At 70.2% G+C, this 18,092-nt stretch carries 14 protein-coding genes; 8 read left to right on the top strand and 6 right to left on the bottom strand.

Going from position 1 to position 18,092, the window contains the following annotated elements:
* Positions 1 to 64 precede the first annotated feature (64 nt).
* Genes ACSFBC_RS12070 through ACSFBC_RS12055 form a run of 4 tightly spaced genes read left to right on the top strand, consistent with a single transcriptional unit; the run spans position 65 to position 6,106 of the window.
* Complete coding sequence (locus tag ACSFBC_RS12070; protein WP_435510556.1) at positions 65 to 2,371, top strand: helicase C-terminal domain-containing protein; 2,307 nt, start codon at positions 65 to 67, stop codon at positions 2,369 to 2,371.
* 45 nt (positions 2,372 to 2,416) lie between these two features.
* The gene (locus ACSFBC_RS12065) at positions 2,417 to 2,845 is read left to right on the top strand and encodes a CopG family transcriptional regulator (protein WP_435510555.1); all 429 of its coding nucleotides are present in this window, start codon (positions 2,417 to 2,419) and stop codon (positions 2,843 to 2,845) included.
* Between the two features lie 25 nt (positions 2,846 to 2,870).
* Positions 2,871 to 3,959: an extracellular catalytic domain type 1 short-chain-length polyhydroxyalkanoate depolymerase gene (locus tag ACSFBC_RS12060; protein WP_435510650.1), complete on the top strand. Its 1,089-nt coding sequence runs from the start codon at positions 2,871 to 2,873 to the stop codon at positions 3,957 to 3,959.
* A gap of 56 nt (positions 3,960 to 4,015) precedes the next feature.
* Positions 4,016 to 6,106 carry an NAD(+) synthase gene (locus ACSFBC_RS12055; protein ID WP_435510554.1) on the top strand — a complete coding sequence of 697 codons (2,091 nt, stop codon included), beginning with the start codon at positions 4,016 to 4,018 and terminating at the stop codon, positions 6,104 to 6,106.
* 27 nt (positions 6,107 to 6,133) lie between these two features.
* Here the strand turns inward: ACSFBC_RS12055 and ACSFBC_RS12050 are convergent, their stop codons facing one another.
* The 4 genes from ACSFBC_RS12050 to ACSFBC_RS12035 form a co-directional block, all read right to left on the bottom strand.
* Positions 6,134 to 7,606 (bottom strand): DegQ family serine endoprotease, encoded by a 1,473-nt coding sequence (locus ACSFBC_RS12050; protein WP_435510553.1) that lies wholly within the window; start codon positions 7,604 to 7,606, stop codon positions 6,134 to 6,136.
* A 100-nt stretch (positions 7,607 to 7,706) separates the two neighbouring features.
* Positions 7,707 to 9,047, bottom strand: a complete 1,341-nt coding sequence (locus ACSFBC_RS12045; protein ID WP_435510552.1) for an ATP-binding protein — start codon at positions 9,045 to 9,047, stop codon at positions 7,707 to 7,709.
* Positions 9,044 to 9,703, bottom strand: a complete 660-nt coding sequence (locus ACSFBC_RS12040; RefSeq protein ID WP_435510551.1) for a response regulator — start codon at positions 9,701 to 9,703, stop codon at positions 9,044 to 9,046. Before ACSFBC_RS12040 ends, ACSFBC_RS12045 begins: the two co-directional genes overlap by 4 nt.
* Positions 9,704 to 9,720: 17 nt before the next feature.
* Positions 9,721 to 10,488 (bottom strand): IclR family transcriptional regulator domain-containing protein, encoded by a 768-nt coding sequence (locus tag ACSFBC_RS12035; protein WP_435510550.1) that lies wholly within the window; start codon positions 10,486 to 10,488, stop codon positions 9,721 to 9,723.
* 140 nt (positions 10,489 to 10,628) lie between these two features.
* On the opposite strand from ACSFBC_RS12035, the gene pobA reads away from it, so the two are divergent.
* Complete coding sequence (gene pobA, locus ACSFBC_RS12030; RefSeq protein ID WP_435510549.1) at positions 10,629 to 11,813, top strand: 4-hydroxybenzoate 3-monooxygenase; 1,185 nt, start codon at positions 10,629 to 10,631, stop codon at positions 11,811 to 11,813.
* Here pobA and ACSFBC_RS12025 read toward each other — a convergent pair.
* Positions 11,810 to 14,158 carry a xanthine dehydrogenase family protein molybdopterin-binding subunit gene (locus ACSFBC_RS12025; protein ID WP_435510548.1) on the bottom strand — a complete coding sequence of 783 codons (2,349 nt, stop codon included), beginning with the start codon at positions 14,156 to 14,158 and terminating at the stop codon, positions 11,810 to 11,812. The two genes, pobA and ACSFBC_RS12025, sit on opposite strands and share 4 nt — an antisense overlap.
* Before the next feature lie 121 nt (positions 14,159 to 14,279).
* On the opposite strand from ACSFBC_RS12025, the gene aat reads away from it, so the two are divergent.
* Genes aat through ACSFBC_RS12010 form a run of 3 tightly spaced genes read left to right on the top strand, consistent with a single transcriptional unit; the run spans position 14,280 to position 16,612 of the window.
* Positions 14,280 to 15,032 (top strand): leucyl/phenylalanyl-tRNA--protein transferase, encoded by a 753-nt coding sequence (gene aat / locus ACSFBC_RS12020; RefSeq protein WP_435510547.1) that lies wholly within the window; start codon positions 14,280 to 14,282, stop codon positions 15,030 to 15,032.
* A complete protein-coding gene (locus tag ACSFBC_RS12015; RefSeq protein ID WP_435510546.1) occupies positions 15,029 to 15,775 on the top strand; it encodes an arginyltransferase in 747 nt (248 codons plus the stop codon). Before aat ends, ACSFBC_RS12015 begins: the two co-directional genes overlap by 4 nt.
* Before the next feature lie 42 nt (positions 15,776 to 15,817).
* Positions 15,818 to 16,612 (top strand): IclR family transcriptional regulator, encoded by a 795-nt coding sequence (locus ACSFBC_RS12010; RefSeq protein WP_435510545.1) that lies wholly within the window; start codon positions 15,818 to 15,820, stop codon positions 16,610 to 16,612.
* Positions 16,613 to 16,852: 240 nt separating this feature from the next.
* Here the strand turns inward: ACSFBC_RS12010 and ACSFBC_RS12005 are convergent, their stop codons facing one another.
* Positions 16,853 to 18,025, bottom strand: coding sequence for a serine hydrolase (locus ACSFBC_RS12005; protein ID WP_435510544.1), 1,173 nt, complete (start codon positions 18,023 to 18,025; stop codon positions 16,853 to 16,855).
* Positions 18,026 to 18,092 lie beyond the last annotated feature (67 nt).

The following is an 18,092-nucleotide window of genomic DNA, read 5'->3' as shown; positions in this document are numbered from 1 at the left end:
CTCGCAGCGCGATCCAGTGAAGCACCCAAGGAAGAGTACTCGACTACTGTATATTGATACAGTCATGTCCTTGCCCTCACGGTCCGGTGCGTCGTCCCCACCCCAGCTTCGCAAGGTGTCGGTGCGTGCGCTCTGCGCCTTCGGCGCCAAGGCCGGCGATCTGGACTTCCGTTTCACGCCGGCGCCCAGCGCGCAGGAGGGCATCGCCGGCCACCTGCTGGTGCAGTCGCGGCGCGACGACGACTACCAGCGCGAGCTCACGCTCTCGGCCCTCTTCGAGGGGCTGGAGGTGCGCGGTCGCGCCGACGGCTACGACCCGGCGCAGCCACGCGTGGAGGAAATCAAGACCTTCCGCGGCGACGTCAACGCGATCCGTGAGAACCACCGCGCACTGCACTGGGCTCAGGCGAAGACCTATGGCTGGATGCTCTGCGAGAAGCACGGGCTGCCGGCCATCGAGGTGGCGTTGGTCTACCTCGAGATCGCGAGCGGCGAAGAGACGGTGATCGCCATGCAGTGCACCCGCGAGGCGCTGCGCGAAGGCTTCGAAGACCTCTGCGCCCGATACATGGCCTGGGCCGTGCAGGAAGCGCAGCGCCATGCCGCGCTCGCCGGCACGCTGGACGCGCTCGACTTCCCGCACGCCGGTTTCCGGGCCGGCCAGCGCGAACTGGCCGAGAGCGTTTACCGCGCGGCCTCGGCCCGGCGCTGCCTGATCGCGCAGGCGCCCACGGGCATCGGCAAGACCGTGGCCACCGTCTTCCCGCTGCTGCGCGGCTGGACCACGCAGAAGACCGACAAGCTCTTCTTCCTCACGGCCAAGACCTCCGGCCGTGCGATCGCGCTCGAAGCGCTCGAACGCTTCGGCCCGCCCGCGCCCGCGCTGCGCATCCTCGAGCTCACGGCGCGCGAGAAGATCTGCGAGTACCCGGGCCGCGCCTGCCATGGCGATGCCTGCCCGCTGGCGCGCGGCTTCTACGACCGCCTGCCCGCCGCGCGCGGCGAAGCCGCCACGGTGCAGCGCCTGACCGGCGATGCACTGCGGCACATTGCACGGACGCATGCCGTGTGCCCGTACTTCCTGTCGCAGGAGATGGTGCGCTGGAGCGACGTGGTGGTGGCCGACTACAACCACTGGTTCGACAGCAGCGCCTTTCTCTACGCGCTCGCGCGGCAGGAGGAATGGCGCGTGGCGGTGCTGGTCGACGAAGCCCACAACCTGCTGGAGCGCGCCCGTGCGATGTATTCGGCCACGCTGGACGCCCCCGCGCTCGAGAGCGCCCATGCCGCGGCCCCGGCCGGCCTGCGGCCATCGCTGGCCCGCGTGCGGCGCGAATGGCGCACGCTGCAGCAGGCGCAGACCCTCGCGTACGCCCCGCACGACCAAGTGCCCGAAGGCCTGCAGCAGGCGCTGCAGGACGCGACGGTGGCGCTGGCCGAGCACTTCGCCGCGGCGCCGCAGGAAGCCGGCGGCCCGCTGCAGCGATTCTTCTTCGACGCGCTGCAGTTCGTGCGGCTGGCCAGCGCGCTCGATGTCCATTCGGTGTTCGAGAGCCAGTTGCCTTCGGCCGACCAGGGCTGCACGCTGACCGTGCGCAACCTGGTGCCCGCGCCCTTCCTGCGGCCGCGCTTCGCCGCCTCGATGAGCACGGCCTGCTTCTCCGGCACCATCGCGCCCTTCGCCTTCTACCGCGACATGCTGGGCCTGCCCGAGGACGCGGTCGAGCTCGACGTCGGCTCGCCCTTCCAGGCCGCGCAGCTGGAGGTGCGCGTCGCCAGCGCGCTCTCGACCCGCTACCGTGACCGGGGCCGCGCGCTGCGGCCCTTGGTCGACCGCGTGGCCGCGCAGTTCACGCAGCGCCCGGGCAACTACCTGGCCTTCTTCGGCAGCTTCGAGTTTCTCGAGGCGGCGCGCGCGCTGTTCGCCCGCTGCCACCCCGGCATCCCGAACTGGACCCAGACCGCCCAGATGCCCGAGGCCGAGCGCAGCGCCTTCGTGGCGCGCTTTCGCGCGGGCGGCCAGGGCGTGGGCTTCGCGGTGCTGGGCGGCGCCTTCGGCGAAGTCATCGACCTGCCCGGCGACCGGCTGATCGGCGCCTTCATCGCGAGCCTGGGCCTGCCGCGCCACGACGAGCGCCACGAACTCATGCGCGAACGCCTCGACCAGCGCTTCGGCGAGGGCACGGGCTACGCCTACACCTACCTCTACCCCGGCCTGCGCAAGGTGGTGCAGGCGGCCGGACGCGTGATCCGCACCGAGCAGGACGCGGGCGTGCTGCACCTGCTCGACGACCGTTTCGACCAGGCGGAGGTGCGCGCGTTGCTGCCGGCATGGTGGCGCATCGATCGGGACAGCAGTCCGAAGGGTTAAAAAAACAGCCGTACACCATCCACATGGATGGTGATAGGATGGCGCATGGCCCAACCCACTGCCCCCTCCCCCCCCAAGCCCAAACAGCCGCCCGACTCCGAGAAGATCACGATCAACCTCGGCTATGTCGACCTGGGCCACATCGACCTGATGGTGGCCGAGGGCTTCTATTCCAACCGCACCGACTTCATTCGCACCGCGATCCGCAACCAGCTGACGACGCACGGCGAGGTGCTGCGGCAGGTGGTCACGCGCAAGACGCTGGTGCTCGGCCTGCAGCACTTCTCGGCCGCCGACCTCGAAGCCGTGCGGGCCGCGGGCCAGATGCTGCAGATCCGCGTGCTCGGCCTGGCCAGCATCGGCGCCGAGGTCTCGCCCGAACTCGCGCTCGCCACCATCGAATCCCTCACCGTCCTGGGCGCCCTGCATGCCCCTGCGGCCGTCAAATCCGCGCTCTCCGGGCGCATCCACTGAACAGGCCTCGAACACCATGAATGCCATGAACGCCGACTTGCTCCACCTGATGACCGAGGCCACCCGCCTCACGCGTGGCGGAGACCTGCAAGGCGCCACGGCCCTGCTGCGGCAGGCCCTGGTGCAACCCGCGGGCGATGCCGCGGCCACGGCGACAGCCACCGCGACGCACGACGACGTGATCGAAGCCGAGGTCCGCGTGATCGACGAGGCGTCCCCTCCCGCATCCCCATCCGCCGCCGAACGCGCGCCGGCCGAGTCCTGGAGCGCCCATCGCTTCAGCCATCAGGGCCGGCAGATCGCCTACCGGCTCTACGTGCCGGCCCGCCCCGCCGACGCGCCGCGGCCGCCGCTGATCGTGATGCTGCACGGCTGCACGCAGGACGCCCAGGACTTCGCCACCGGCACGCGCATGAACGTGCTGGCGCGCGAGGCCGGCGCGATCGTGCTCTACCCCGAGCAGACGCAGCATGCGAACGCGCAGAAGTGCTGGAACTGGTTCAAGTCCCAGCACCAGCGGCGCGAGCGTGGCGAACCCGCGCTGCTGGCGGCGCTGACCCGCGAGATCGTGGCCACGCACGGCGCCGACCCGGCTCGCGTGTACGTCGCCGGACTGTCGGCCGGCGGTGCCATGGCCGACATCCTGGGCCGCACCCATCCGGACCTGTTCGCGGCGGTGGGCGTGCATTCGGGCCTGCCCGCCGGCGCGGCGCATGACCTGCCGTCGGCCCTGGCCGCGATGCGCGGCGGCGGCAGCCCGGCGCCGGTCCAGGGCCCCGTGCCACCCACCATCGTCTTCCACGGCGACGCCGACGCGACGGTGCATGCCAGCAACGGCACGGCCGTCGCCGACATCGCCCGCCGCGCGCTGGGACCGTCGCGCACGGCCGACGTCACGCAGGGCAACGCCCAGGGCGGCCAGCGCTTCACACGCACCCGCCATCCGGCCGCCGACGGCGGCAACGCGGTCGAGCACTGGCAGTTGCACGGCGCCGGCCATGCCTGGTCGGGCGGCAGTGCCGGTGGCAGCTACACCGCACCGAACGGCGTCGACGCCAGCGCCGAGATGCTGCGCTTCTTCCTCGGCCACACGCTGCACGCGCCGACCGCCTGAGCGGTCTTGGCGTCTGCGCGCTGACGCCGTGCGCGAGGGCGCATACGATCACGCCCATGACCTCCGCTCTTTCCTTCGACAACCCCTACGCCCACGGCTTCGCCCGGTTGGCCGTGGCGGTGCCCCGCAACCGCGTCGCCGACCCGGTGTTCAACGGTCGCGAAACGGTCCGCATGTACCGCGAGGCCGCGGCCGAAGGCGCCGCGCTGGTCGCGTTTCCCGAACTAGGCCTCTCGGCCTACACCTGCGACGACCTGTTCCACCAGACCGCGCTGCTCGAAGGCTGCGAGGTCGCCTTGGCCGAGGTCATCGAGGCCTCGCGCGGCGTGCCGACCGTGGCCGTCGTCGGCCTGCCGGTGCGTGCCGACCATCGCCTGTTCAACTGCGCGGCCGTGGTGGCCGACGGCGTGCTGCTGGGCGTGCTGCCCAAGACCTACCTGCCCAATTACGGCGAGTTCTACGAGGGCCGCCAGTTCAGCGCCGCCGACAGCGCCATTGCCACCGAGATCACGCTGTGCGGCCAGCGCGTGCCCTTCGGCGCCAACCTGCTGTTCAAGGCGCGCAACCTGCCGCTGCTAACGATCCACGTCGAGATCTGCGAAGACGTCTGGGTGCCGATCCCGCCCTCGAGCTATGCAGCGCTGGCCGGCGCCACGGTGCTGGTCAACCTGTCGGCCTCGAACATCACGGTGGGCAAGGCCGACTACCGCCACCAGCTGGTGAGCCTGCAGTCGGCGCGCTGCCTCGCGGCCTACCTGTACTCCTCGGCCGGCATCGGCGAGTCGACCACCGACCTGGCCTGGGACGGCCAGGCGCTGATCTACGAAGGCGGCGAGCTGCTGGCCGAGAGCGAGCGCTTCAGCAACCGCTCGCACCTGATCACGGCCGATGCCGACCTCGAGCGCATGGTGCACGAGCGCATGCGGCAGAACTCTTTCGGCGTGTCGGCGCAACGGCACGCGGCTGCGCTGCGCGAATGGCGCACCATCGAATTCGACCTGCCCGCGATCCCGCAGCAGGCCGGCGCGCTGCGCCGCACGGTCGAGCGCTTCCCCTATGTGCCGGCCGATGCCGCCACGCGCGACGAGCGCTGCCAGGAAGTCTTCAACATCCAGGTGCAGTCGCTGGTGCAGCGGCTCGAGGCCAGCCACATCCAGAAGGTGGTGATCGGCGTCTCGGGCGGGCTCGATTCGACCCATGCGCTGCTGGTCTGCGCCCAGGCCATGGACCGGCTGGGCCGGCCGCGCAGCGACATCCTGGGCTACACCATGCCCGGCTTCGCGACCAGCGACCGCACGCTGCAGCAGGCCCACGGGCTGATGGCCGCCATCGGCTGCAGCGCCAGGGAGATCGACATCCGGCCCAGCTGCAAGCAGATGCTGGCCGACCTGGGCCATCCCTTCGCCGACGGCGTGCCGCAGTACGACATCACCTTCGAGAACGTGCAGGCCGGCGAGCGCACCAGCCACCTGTTCCGGCTGGCCAACCACAACGGCGCGATCGTGGTCGGCACCGGCGACCTCAGCGAGCTCGCGCTGGGCTGGTGCACCTACGGCGTGGGCGACCACATGTCGCACTACAACGTGAACGCCAGCGTGCCCAAGACGCTGATCAAGCACCTGGTGCACTGGGTCGCCGATGCGGGCATCCTGAGCGCCGACGGCAGCGACGTGCTGCGCGCCATCGTCGCCACCGAGGTCAGCCCCGAACTCGTGCCCTCGGGCGATGCCTCGGCCAAGCAACCAGGCCAGCGGACCGAAGACACCATCGGACCGTACGAGCTGCAGGACTTCCACCTGTACTACATCTCGCGCTACGGCTTCCGTCCGTCGAAGGTGGCGTTCCTGGCCTACAGCGCCTGGCACGACCGCACGCTGGGCCGCTGGCCCGAGGCGCTCGCGGGCGAGGAACACAACCAGTACGCGCTGGCCGACATCACGCGCCACCTGCACACCTTCCTCTACCGCTTCTTCAAGACCAGCCAGTTCAAGCGTTCCTGCGTGCCCAACGGGCCCAAGGTGGGCTCGGGCGGCTCGCTCTCGCCGCGCGGCGACTGGCGCGCGCCCAGCGACTCGGAGCCGGAGGTCTGGCTGGCCGAGCTGAAGCGCGTGCCGGCCGATGCGGCCGCGCCGCTCGGCCCGCGCTGAGCGGCGCGGCCGCCGCTCGGTCGACGCTCAGCCCACGTTCACCGGCACGAAGATCCGGTCGGTGCCGCGCTGGATCAGCAGCGCCACCGACTTCCCGGACTTCGCGACCGCCGCGCGCACCTGCTCGGCGCTGCGGGCAGGCGTGCCGTTGATCGACAGCAGCACGTCGCCCGGCTGCACGCCGGCCAGTGCCGACGGGCCGGCCGCGTCTTCGATCAGCAGGCCGCCCTCGACCGCGGCCTCGCGCTTCTCCTGCGGCTGCAGCGGACGCAGCGCCAGGCCGAGCTTGCCCTTGCCGACCGCCTCGTCGTTCGAGGCCACGGTCGTGCCCTTCTCGGCCGCATCGCCGAGCTTGGCCGTCAGTTCCTCGCGCGCGCCCTGGCGCCAGATGTCGAGCTTCACTTCGCTGCCCGGCTTGCGCTGGCCGATCACCGCGGGCAGGTCGCCCGAGGACACGATGGGTTGACCATCGACCTGGCGGATCACGTCGCCCGAACGCAGGCCGGCCTTCTCGCCCGGACTGCCCTTCTCGACGTTCGACACCAGCGCGCCTTCGGGCTTGTCGAGCTTGAAGGAGTCGGCGAAGGCCTGATTGACCTCCTGCACCGCGACGCCCAGGCGTGCATGGCTGGCCTTGCCGGTGGCCACGATCTGGTCTTTGATCTGCACCGCGACGTCGATCGGGATCGAGAAGGACACGCCCTGGAAGCCGCCGCTGCGGCTGTAGATCTGCGAGTTGATGCCCACGACCTCGCCACGCGTGTTGATCAGCGGGCCGCCCGAGTTGCCGGGGTTGATCGGCACGTCGGTCTGGATGAAGGGCACGTAGCTGTCGTCGGGCAGCGAGCGGCCCTTGGCGCTGACCACGCCCGCGGTCACGGTGTTCTCGAAGCCGAAGGGCGAGCCGATGGCCAGCACCCATTCGCCGACCTTGAGGTCCTTGGTGCTGCCGATGGCCACGGTGGGCAGGTTTTTCGCCTCGATCTTGAGCACCGCGATGTCGGTCTTGGCATCGGCGCCCAGCACCTTGGCGCGGAACTCGCGCCGGTCGGTCAGCTTGACGGTGACTTCCTTCGCGTCCTTCACCACATGGGCGTTGGTGATGATGACCCCGCCGGCATCGACGATGAAGCCCGAGCCCTGGCCGCGCGTGGGCACTTCGCGCTCCTGCTGCTGGCGGCCGCGCGGGCCCATCTGACCCTGGAAGCGGCGGAAGAATTCGGCCATCGGGTCGTCCGGGTCCATGCCGTTGGGCAGGCCGCCGTCGAACGAGGTCTTGGTGGTGCCGGTGACGCTGATGTTCACCACCGCCGGGCCGTCGCGCGAGGTGATCTCGGAGAAGTCGGGCAGGGTCATGACCGGCGCGGCCACCACGGTCGCCACCGGCCCAGGGGCCACGGCGCGTGCGCTGGTGTAGGCACCGGCGCCCACGGCACCGATCACGCCGGCGGACGCCAGCGCCAGCACCAGGCCCTTGGTCGAAGTCAGTCGGGTGTTCATGAAGTTTCCTTTCGAGGGTGTGGGATGAAACACGATGAAAGGAATGTGATCTCCCAGACTTAGGCAACGCTTAAAGCGTCGCCCCCGTCGCTCCATGGCCTCAGGTGCGCCGGGGAAAACGCACCGTCGCGCGCAGTCCGCCCAGGCGCTCGGAGGCGTCGAGCACCACGCTGGCGCCGTGCAGGTCGGCGATCGACTTCACGATCGCCAGGCCCAGGCCACTGCCCGAGGCCTGCGATGCGCCGGCCCGGTAGAAGCGATCGAGCACGCGTTCGCGCTCCTCGGCCGGCAGGCCCGGGCCGCTGTCCTCCACCACCAGCGCCACGCCGTCGTCTTCGGCCGAGATGCGCAGGTCGACCCGGCCGCTCTCGGGCGTGTACTTGACGGCGTTGTCCAGCAGGTTGCGCAGCAGCATGCGCAGGGCTTCGGCATGGCCCGTGACCGCGGCCGTCGCGGATGCTTCGTCCACGCCGATGTCGATGTGCCGCGCCTGCGCCGCCGCGACCACGTCGGAGATCGCGAGCCGTGCGAGTTCCGACAGATCGACCTGCGTCGCCGCGGCGCCGGACGCCACGCTGGCCTCGTGCCGCGCCAGCGCCAGCATCTGCTCGACCAGCCGCGTGGCGCGGTCGATGCCGGCGGTCAGCCGGCCGACCGCGACCTCGCGCGTGGCCTCGTCCTGCGCGCGCTGCAGGCCTTGCACCTGCAGCTTGAGCGCGGCCAGCGGCGAGCGCAACTCGTGCGCGGCGTCGGCCACGAAGTGCTTCTGCGCCTCGAAGGCATGGCGCACCCGCTCGAACAGCAGGTTGAGTTCGTGCACCAGCGGCCGCACCTCCTCGGGCAGGCCGCTCTCGTTGACCGGCGACAGGTCGTCGGCCTGGCGTGCCGCCACCTGCGTGCGCACGCGCGCCACCGGTGCCAGCGAGCGGCTGACCACCCACCACACGACCAGCATCAGGATCGGCGCCATCAGGCCCACCGGCATCACCGTGCGCAGCGCCAGCGCGCCCGCCATCTGGCGGCGCACCGCCATGTCCTGCGCCACCTGGATCACCAGCCCGCGCGCCTGCATCGAGTACACGCGGTAGGTGGTGCCGCGGGCCTGCACGTCGGCGAAGCCCAGCACCGCGATCTGCGGCAGCGCGGCCCGGTCGGCCGATTCGAAGATGCGTTCGCCGTCGGCGGTCCAGACCTGCACCACGAATTCGAAGTTCTGGTCGGCACTGCCGATGCCGCCGACCGCGGCGCTGGGCGGCAGGCCGGCGCGCAGCGACATCGCCATCTGCTGCATGTGGTAGTCGAAGATCTCGTCGGCCTCCTTGAGCACCGTGCGGTACGCCACCAGCGCCTGCGCGCCCGCGGCCAGCACGATGGCCGCCAGCAGGAAGAACAGCAGGCGCGCACGCAGCGAACCGACGAGGGGGCGGTCCGTACGGGTCATGCGCGATTCACCATGTAGCCCACGCCGCGCACGTTGCGGATGAAGTCCGCGCCCAGCTTCTTGCGCAGGCCGTGCACATAGACCTCGATGGCGTTGCTGCTGATCTCGTCCTTCCAGCTGTAGAGTTTTTCCTCGAGCTGGGCGCGCGACAGCACCATGCCGGGCCGCGCGATCAGCGGCTCCAGCACCGCCCATTCGCGCGCCGACAGGATCACCGGCTCGCCGTTGCGCGTGACCTCGCGCGTGCCCGGGCTGATGCTCACGCCCAGGTGCTCGTACACCGGCTCGGCTCGGCCCGAGGCACGCCGCAGCAGCGCCCGGATGCGCGCCAGCAGCTCGTCGAGGTCGTAGGGCTTGAGCACGTAGTCGTCGGCGCCGGCATCCAGCCCCTCGATGCGCTGCTGCACCGAATCGCGCGCGGTGGCGATCAGCACCGGCATGCGCTGCTTGCGCAGGCGCAAGGCGCGCAGCACCTCGAGCCCGTCGCGCCGCGGCACGCCGAGGTCGAGCAGCACCAGGTCGTACTGCTGGGCGCGCAGCGCGCTGTCGGCGGCGTCGCCGTCCTTGACCCAGTCGACCGCGTACTGCTCGGCGCGCAGCAGGTCTAGCACGGCTTCGCCGATCATCAGGTCGTCTTCGAGCAGCAGCAGGCGCATGAGCAACACTCCGGCATCTAAAGCAGCGCGCGCACTTCGCGCGCCGCCTCGTAAAGCAGGGGCAGCATGTCGCGGCGGATCGCCTCGTCGCTGCGGTGCGCGCCCGACAGCACCACGTTGAGCGCCGCCACGGTGCGGCCCTTCATGTCGCGCAGCGGCACGGCCAGCGCCTGCACGCCCAACTCGTGTTCCTCGCTGGCGATGCAGTGGTCGTCCTTGCGGGCCTGCGCGACGCGCTGGCGCAGCACGCTGGTCTGCGTGACGGTGTTCGGCGTGAGCCGCGCCAGCGTGCGGCACTTGAGCCATTGCGTGAGCTCGGCGCCGCTCATCGCGGCCAGCAGCATGCGGCCTGTCGAGGTGGCGTGCGCGGGCAGGCGCGCACCCAGGTGCAGGCCGTAGGCCAGCACGCGCACCGGTGCGCCGCTCACGCTGCGCGCCACGATCACGGCCTCCTCGCCGTCAAGCACCACGGCGGAAAACGACTCCTGCGTCTGCGCGGCCAGCCGGTTCAGCGTGGGCTGCAGCGCGCGCGGCAGTCGCGACGAGGCGAGATAGCTGCCCGAGAAGCGCAGCACCTTGGGCGACATCCAGAAGGAACTGCCGTCGGTGTCGAGGTAGCCCAGGTGCGCGAGCGTGAGCAGGTGGCGCCGTGCCGCGGCCCGCGTGAGGCCGGCGCGCGCCGCGGCCTGGGTGGCGTTGAGCCGCTGGCGTTCGGTGTCGAAACTCTCCAGCACCGCCATGCCTTTGGCGATGCCTTCGATGAAGTCGGGTTTGGCGATGGTCATGGAGATGGGGCAACCGTTGCTGCGCGATCATCGCACAGCCACTCGTTTCAGCGCGCATTGGCGTGCGCCGGACAGCCCCTGGGCACGCGCCGCGCCCTACGCTCGTCTCCATCCCGCGCCCCCATTCAGGAGACCATCGCATGCGCACCCAAGTCGCCATCATCGGCGCCGGCCCGGCCGGCCTGCTGCTCGGCCAATTGCTTCATCAGGCCGGCATCGACAACGTGATCGTCGAGCGCCAGACCGCCGAGCACGTGCTCGGCCGCATCCGTGCCGGCGTGCTCGAGCAGGTGACGATGGACCTGCTGGCGCGCGCCGGCGTCGATGCACGCGCGCGGGCCGAAGGCCTGCCGCACGACGGCATCGAACTGCTGTTCCAGGGCAGCCGCCACCGCATCGACCTGCACGGGCTGACCGGCGGCAAGCAGGTCACGGTCTATGGCCAGACCGAGGTCACGCGCGACCTGATGCAGGCGCGCGCCGCGGCCGGCCTGCGCACGGTCTACCTGGCGTCGGAGGTCGGCCTGCACGACTTCGACGGCGCGCAGCCGCGGGTGAACTTCCGCGTCGGCGACGGCAGCACGCAGGAGATCGCATGCGATTTCATCGCCGGCTGCGACGGCTTCCACGGCGTGAGCCGTGCGAGCGTGCCCGCGGCCGCGCTGCGGCTGCACGAGAAGGTGTACCCCTTCGGCTGGCTGGGCGTGCTGGCCGACGTGCGGCCGGTGTCCGACGAGCTGATCTACGCCAACACCGAGCGCGGCTTCGCGCTGTGCAGCATGCGCAGCGCCACGCGCAGCCGCTACTACCTGCAGGTGCCCAGCGACGAGAAGGTCGCGAACTGGAGCGAAGCGGCCTTCTGGGACGAACTGCGCACCCGGCTCGACCCCGAGGCGCGCGAGCGCCTGGAAACCGGGCCGGCGCTGGAGATGAGCATCGCGCCCCTGCGCAGCTTCGTGGCCGAACCGATGCGCTTCGGCCGGCTGCTGCTGGCCGGCGACGCCGCGCACATCGTGCCGCCCACCGGCGCCAAGGGCCTGAACCTGGCCGCGGCCGACGTGGGCTACCTGGCGCGCGCCATGCAGGCCTTCTATGGCGAGCGCTCGGAATCGGCGCTCGACCGTTACTCCGACCTGTGCCTGCGCCGGGTCTGGAAGGCCGAACGCTTCTCGTGGTGGTTCACCTCGCTGATGCACCGCTTCCCCGACACCGGCGCCTTCGGCCAGAAGATCCAGGAGGCCGAGCTCGACTACCTGGTGCATTCACAGGCGGCATCGACCGCGCTGGCCGAGAACTACGTCGGCCTGCCGCTGGAAGATTTCTAGCCGGCTGCGTTCAACGCTTCCCACACGCGTGCCGAACTCAGCGGCATCTGCAGCGTGGGCGCCCGCGCCCCGAAGCCGGCCCGCGCGAAGGCATCGGCCACCGCGTTGACCACCGCCGGCGTGGCGCCGATGGTGCCCAGTTCGCCCACGCCCTTCACGCCCAGCGGGTTGTTCTTGCAGGGCGTGGATTCGTCCATCTCGGTGCGGAACATGGCCTCGGCCACCTCGGCGCGCGGCACCGCGTAGTCCATCAGGCTGCCGGTCACGGGCTGGCCGGTCTCGACGTCGTAGACCACGCGCTCGTACAGCGCCTGGCCGATGCCCTGCACCGCGCCGCCGTCGAGCTGGCCGCGCACGATCATCGGGTTGATCACCCGGCCCACGTCGTTCACCGAGCTGTACGCGACCACGCTGACCTCGCCGGTCGGCGCATCGATCTCGACCTCGCAGATGTGGCAGCCGTTGGGCCAGGTCGGCCCGGCCACCGCGCTGGTGGAGTCGACGAAGATCTGGCCCTCGGGCTGCCGGCCCGCGAGATCGAACAGGTCGAGCGACAGGTCGGTGCCGGCCACGGTGAAGCGGCCGTCGGCATAGTGCACGTCGGCCGGCGCGGCCTCGAAGGCCTGCGCCGCCAGTTCGCGCGCACGGTCGACCGTGCGCTCGGCCCCCACGCGCACGGCGGAGCCGCCGGTGAACAGCGAGCGCGAACCCGCGCTGCCGAAACCGTCGCCGCGGTCGGTGTCGCCCAGGATCACGCGCACCTTCTCGATCGGCACGCCGAACACGTCGACCGCCAGCTGCGCGAGCGAGGTGGCGATGCCCTGCCCCATCGCATTGACGGCCGAGAAGACCTCGATGATCCCGTCGGGCTTGACCGCCACGGTGACGCGTTCCTCGAACACGTTGCCGCCGGTCCACTCGAGGAAGGTCGCGATGCCCAGGCCGCGCATCCTGCCTGCGGCCTTCGACGCGGCCGCGCGGGCCTCGAAGCCGCTCCAGTCGGCCAGCGCCAGGCCCTGGTCCATCACCTTCTCGAACTGGCCGGTGTCGTAGACCTGCTTCATCGGGTTTGTGTAGGGCATCTGCGCGGGGCTGATGAAGTTGCGGCGGCGCAGCGCGACGCGGTCGATGCCGGTCTGGCGCGCGGCCTCGTCCATCAGCCGCTCCATCAGGAAGATGGCCTCGGGCCGGCCTGCACCGCGGTAGGCGCCGGTGGGGGCGCAATTGGTGAGCACGGCCTGGAAGTGGAAGTCGACGGTCGCGATGTCGTAGACGCTGGTCTGCACCCACGGGCCGATCAGCAACTGGATCGCGACACCGGTGCCGGTGGCATAGGCGCCCACGTTGGCCAGCGAATGAATGCGCAGCGCGAGGATGCGGCCGCTGGCGTCGAGCGCGAGTTCGGCCTTCGACGCGATGTCGCGCCCATGCGCCGACGAAAGGAATTCCTCGCTGCGGTCGGCCACCCATTTCACCGGCCGCTTCAGCACATGCGCGCAGTAGGCGGTGGCGATGTCTTCCGGGTAGGCACCGGTCTTCATGCCGAAGCCGCCGCCCACGTCGCCCACCACCACGCGCACCTGTTCCTTGGCCAAGCCGATGGCTTCGCAGATCGAATTGCGCGTGCTCGACGGCATTTGCGTGCTCATGCGCACGGTGAGGCGGCCGCTGTCGGCATCGACGTCGACCAGCACCGAGCGCGGCTCGATGGTGAGTGCGACCACGCGCTGGTTGACCACCTCGAGCGCGATCACGTGCGCGGCCTGGGCGAAGGCGGCCGCCGTTGCAGCCACATCGCCGTGGCGCGCCTCGGCCGCAATGTTGTTCGGCGCCGCCTCGAGCAGCTGCGGCGCGCCGTCGGCGACCGCGGCCGCCAGGTCGACCACCATCGGCAGCTCTTCGTAGTCGACCAACACGGCCTCGGCCGCGTCGCGCGCCTGGGCCACCGATTCGGCGACCACGGCGACCACCGCCTCGCCCACGAAGCGCGCCCGCTCGTGCGCGAGTGCGTGCCGATCAGGCGACACGCCGGGGCCGCCGTCGGGCCGCTTGAAGCCCGCGGTGCCCGGCATCGGCTTGACGCCTGCGCCCGCCAGGTCGGCACCGCTGAACACGCCCAGCACACCGGGCATGCCGCGCGCGGCTTGCGTGTCGACCGACACGATGCGCGCATGCGGGTACGGCGAGCGCACGAAGACCAGGTGCGCGAGCGGCGTCGCGCCGCCGGGCCGCACGTCGTCGGTGTACTGGCCGGCGCCGGAGAGCAGGGCCTGGTCCTCGAGGCGGCGCACCGCCTGACCGCTGCCGAAACGAAGAGGGGACGGAGAAGTCTCTGAAACGTTCACGTGGGTCTTCCTGCAGGTGGGATGCGGAAGCGCCACTATAGGGCGCGATCGCCAATGCCGCTGCGCCCGATGCGACCGCGCCGGCGTGCGGACGGCGGCCAAAGCCGTGTATACCTGCACCATGCAACTCCCCTGGCTCGCGCCCGGCGCGCCCCTTCCCGACCCGGCCCTGACCTGGGGCCCCGCCGATCCGGTGCCCGGCCTGCTGGCGGGCGGCGGCACCCTCGACGTGCCCACGCTGCTGGATGCCTACAGCCACGGCATCTTTCCCTGGTTCAGCGACGACCAGCCCATCCTCTGGTGGAGCCCCGACCCGCGCATGACGCTGGCACCGGCGGCCTTCCGCCTGCACCGCTCGCTGCGCAAGGTGCTGCAGGCCTTCCGCGCCGACGCCCGCTGCGAGATCCGGATCGACCACGACTTCGACGCCGTGATCCGCGCCTGCTCGGCGGCGCCGCGCGACGGCCAGTCGGGCACCTGGATCGTGCCGGCGATGGTCGAGGCCTACGGCGCGCTGCACCGGGCCGGCCATGCCCACAGCGTCGAGACCTGGATCGACGGCGAGCTCGTGGGCGGGCTCTACTGCGTGGCGATCGGCCGCGCGGTGTTCGGCGAATCGATGTTCGCGCGCCGCACCGACGCCTCCAAGATCGCGCTGGCGGCGCTGGTGAGCCTGTGCCGGCGGCACGGCGTCGCGCGCATCGACTGCCAGCAGAACACGGCCCACCTGGCCAGCCTGGGCGCCGAGGAAATGCCGCGTGCGCGCTTCATCGAGCATGTGGCACGGGCACGCGGCGAGGCCGGACCCACCTGGCGTTTCGAGCCCGTATACTGGTCCGAACTGTTGCCCGCACGCTCTTCCACGGCCCTGTGACGCACCTCAAGGAACTCCCGCTCCACACGTTGCAGTTCTATGCAACGGCACCCTATCCGTGCAGCTACCTGCCGGACCGGCAGGCGCGCTCGCAGGTCGCGACGCCCAGCCACCTGATCCACAACGACGCCTACTCGGACCTGGTGCGCAGCGGCTTCCGGCGCAGCGGCATGTTCACCTACCGTCCCTATTGCGACGGCTGCACGGCCTGTGTGCCACTGCGCGTGTGCGTCGGCGATTTCAAGCCCAACCGCAGCCAGCGCCGTGCCACCGCACAGCACGCCGACCTGCAGGTGCGGGTGCTCAAGCTGTGCTTCGTGCCCGAGCACTACCAGCTCTACCTGCGCTACCAGAACGGGCGCCACGCCGGCGGCGGCATGGACCACGACAGCATCGACCAGTACACCCAGTTCCTGCTGCAGAGCCGGGTGAACTCGCGCCTGGTCGAGTTCCGCGAGACGCAGCCCGACGGCAGCCCGGGCGCGCTCAAGATGGTGTCGATCCTCGACGTGCTCAACGACGGCATCTCCGCCGTCTACACCTTCTACGAGCCCGAGGAGGGCACCGCCTACGGCAACCACGGCGTGCTGTGGCAGATCGCGCAGGCACGCCAGTTGGGCCTGCCCTACGTATACCTCGGCTACTGGATCGCGGGCAGCCCGAAGATGAATTACAAGGCGCGCTATGCGCCGCACGAAGTGCTGATCGACGGTCAGTGGCAGCCCGGTGATTTCACAAAGTAAAATCACGGCTCGGTCTTTCCGAGGCCCTACTGCGCTGCGCACATGAGAAAACCACAATCAGACGTTCCTGCCACGCCGGTCATCCAGGTCATCGAACGCATGTTTTCGCTGATCGACGTGCTGGCCTCGCGCGAGGAGGCCATCTCGCTCAAGGAGATCAGCGAGAAGACCGGCCTGCACCCGTCGACCACGCACCGGATCCTCAACGACCTGGCCGTCGGCCGCTTCGTCGACCGTCCCGAGGCCGGTAGCTACCGGCTGGGCATGCGCCTGCTGGAGCTGGGCAACATGGTCAAGGGTCGGCTCAACGTGCGCGACGCGGCGCTCACGCCCATGCGCGAGCTGCACAAGCTGACACAGCAGCCAGTCAACCTCAGCATGCGGCAGGGCGACGAGATCGTCTACATCGAGCGCGCCTACAGCGAGCGCTCGGGCATGCAGGTGGTGCGCGCCATCGGCGGCCGCGCCCCGCTGCACCTCACCTCCACCGGCAAGCTCTTCCTGGCCGCCGACGACCCCCAGCGCGTGCGCAGCTACGCCACCCGCACCGGTCTGGCCGGCCACACCCGCAACAGCATCACGCAACTGCCGCTGCTCGAACGCGAGCTGTCGAAGGCACGCCAGTACGGCATCGCACGCGACAACGAGGAACTGGAGCTGGGGGTGCGCTGCATGGCCGTGGGCATCTACGACGACCAGAGCAAGCTGGTGGCCGGCCTGTCGATCTCCGCTCCCGCCGATCGCCTGGACGAAGGCTGGCTGCCCAAGCTGCAAGCCACGGCCAGCGAAATCTCGAATGCGCTGGGCTACAACCAGAACGCACCGACGGCGCCCTGAGGCGCCGTCAAACACAACCCAACCGAAACAGCCCCTGACTTATTCCAGGGACACCGCGGAACCGGCTTTGCCGGGCCGCTGGTGTAGCCCCCTGGGGGGAAGTCGAAGCGACACGAAGTGCGCGAGACCTCGGGGGAGAGCCAAGGGACACCGCGGAACTGGCTTTGCCAGGCCGCTGGTGTCGCCCCCTTGAGGGGGGAGGCGCAGCCACACGAAGTGGGCAAGCCTTCGGGGGTGGGCTCAATCTCCTGCCATGTGCTGCGCAGCAGCCTGCATCGACGGCGACATCATGTGCTTGGCCTCGACCCAGCGACGCACGCGCTCGGCATCACCGATCCGGCTGAGCTTGCCGGCGGAATCCAGGAACACCATGATCAGCTTGCGACCCGCGATGCGGGTCTGCATCACCAAGCACTGGCCCGCCTCGGAGATGTAACCGGTCTTCTGCAGGCCGATCTCCCATTCGGGGTTCTTCACCAGGCGGTTGGTGGTCGTGTACTGCAACATGCGGTTGCCGACCTCGACCTGGTAGCCGGGCGAGGTCGACAGCTCGCGCACCACCGAATCGGCCGACGCGGCGTTCACCAGCAATGCCAGATCCTGCGCGCTCGCCTGGTTGCGGCTCGACAGGCCCGTCGGCTCGACGTAGCGGGTGTCCTTCATGCCCAGCATCCTGGCCTTGGCATTCATCATGCTCACGAAGGTCGCGAGGCCGCCCGGATAGGTGCGACCCAGCGCATGCGCGGCGCGGTTCTCGCTGGACATCAGCGCCAGGTGCAGCAGTTCGCCGCGCGACAGCGTGGCGCCGATGCGCAGGCGCGAGCTGCTGCCTTTTTCGGTGTCGACGTCGTCCTGGGTGATGGTGATCAGTTCTTCCATCGGCAGGTGCGCCTCGCTCACCAGCAGGCCGGTCATGAGCTTGGTCAGCGAGGCGATGGGCAGCACCGCGTGGTCGTTCTTGCTGAACAGCACTTCGCGCGTGTCCTGGTCGATCACCAGCACTGCGCTCGACTTCAGATCCAGGGCGTCGCCGGTGCTGTGCAGACCCGCGAGCTGACCATAGGACAGGCGCGCCGGCTCGGCCACGCGCACTACCGACCGCCGCTGCACCGCCACGACCGTCTTGCCATTTTTCTTGCGGATCGTGGCCACCACGTTCTTGCCGCCACGCACGGTGCGCTCGGCCTTGGCAGGCGCCGCCTTCGCGGTCCGCTGGGCGGCCGCAGCCGGCTTGGCCGCCTTGCGCTTGCTGCTGTCGGCAGTGGCTTGGGTCTTCTTCGCGGCCACCGGACGCTTGGCGGCAGCCTGCGCCGCAGGCACCAGGAAAGCGGCCGCGCACAGGGCCGCAGTGACAAAACGGAGGGCCGCGCGGAAACGCTGGGGTGAAACTCGGTGGGAACGGGCTTCGGGCATCAAGGAATCTCCAGCGGCGACAAGGACCCGCAGTGTAGCGAAATCAAAAAAAGCGCGCAATAACAGT

The organism is Variovorax frigidus (assembly GCF_051216515.1).
In the GTDB taxonomy this organism is placed as follows: Bacteria; Pseudomonadota; Gammaproteobacteria; order Burkholderiales; family Burkholderiaceae_C; genus Variovorax.
The sequence above is the reverse complement of the archived record's forward strand: the minus strand, read 5'-3'. Positions and strand labels throughout refer to the sequence as shown.

What these genes read in the sequence shown, in the direction of transcription:
- ACSFBC_RS12070 (WP_435510556.1), top strand. Translation starts at nt 65, where the DNA reads ATGTCCTTGCCCTCACGGTCCGGTGCGTCGTCCCCACCCCAGCTTCGC.
- ACSFBC_RS12065 (WP_435510555.1), top strand. Translation starts at nt 2,417, where the DNA reads ATGGCCCAACCCACTGCCCCCTCCCCCCCCAAGCCCAAACAGCCGCCC.
- ACSFBC_RS12060 (WP_435510650.1), top strand. Translation starts at nt 2,871, where the DNA reads ATGAACGCCGACTTGCTCCACCTGATGACCGAGGCCACCCGCCTCACG.
- ACSFBC_RS12055 (WP_435510554.1), top strand. Translation starts at nt 4,016, where the DNA reads ATGACCTCCGCTCTTTCCTTCGACAACCCCTACGCCCACGGCTTCGCC.
- ACSFBC_RS12050 (WP_435510553.1), bottom strand. Translation starts at nt 7,606, where the DNA reads ATGAACACCCGACTGACTTCGACCAAGGGCCTGGTGCTGGCGCTGGCG.
- ACSFBC_RS12045 (WP_435510552.1), bottom strand. Translation starts at nt 9,047, where the DNA reads ATGACCCGTACGGACCGCCCCCTCGTCGGTTCGCTGCGTGCGCGCCTG.
- ACSFBC_RS12040 (WP_435510551.1), bottom strand. Translation starts at nt 9,703, where the DNA reads ATGCGCCTGCTGCTGCTCGAAGACGACCTGATGATCGGCGAAGCCGTG.
- ACSFBC_RS12035 (WP_435510550.1), bottom strand. Translation starts at nt 10,488, where the DNA reads ATGACCATCGCCAAACCCGACTTCATCGAAGGCATCGCCAAAGGCATG.
- pobA (WP_435510549.1), top strand. Translation starts at nt 10,629, where the DNA reads ATGCGCACCCAAGTCGCCATCATCGGCGCCGGCCCGGCCGGCCTGCTG.
- aat (WP_435510547.1), top strand. Translation starts at nt 14,280, where the DNA reads ATGCAACTCCCCTGGCTCGCGCCCGGCGCGCCCCTTCCCGACCCGGCC.
- ACSFBC_RS12010 (WP_435510545.1), top strand. Translation starts at nt 15,818, where the DNA reads ATGAGAAAACCACAATCAGACGTTCCTGCCACGCCGGTCATCCAGGTC.
- ACSFBC_RS12005 (WP_435510544.1), bottom strand. Translation starts at nt 18,025, where the DNA reads ATGCCCGAAGCCCGTTCCCACCGAGTTTCACCCCAGCGTTTCCGCGCG.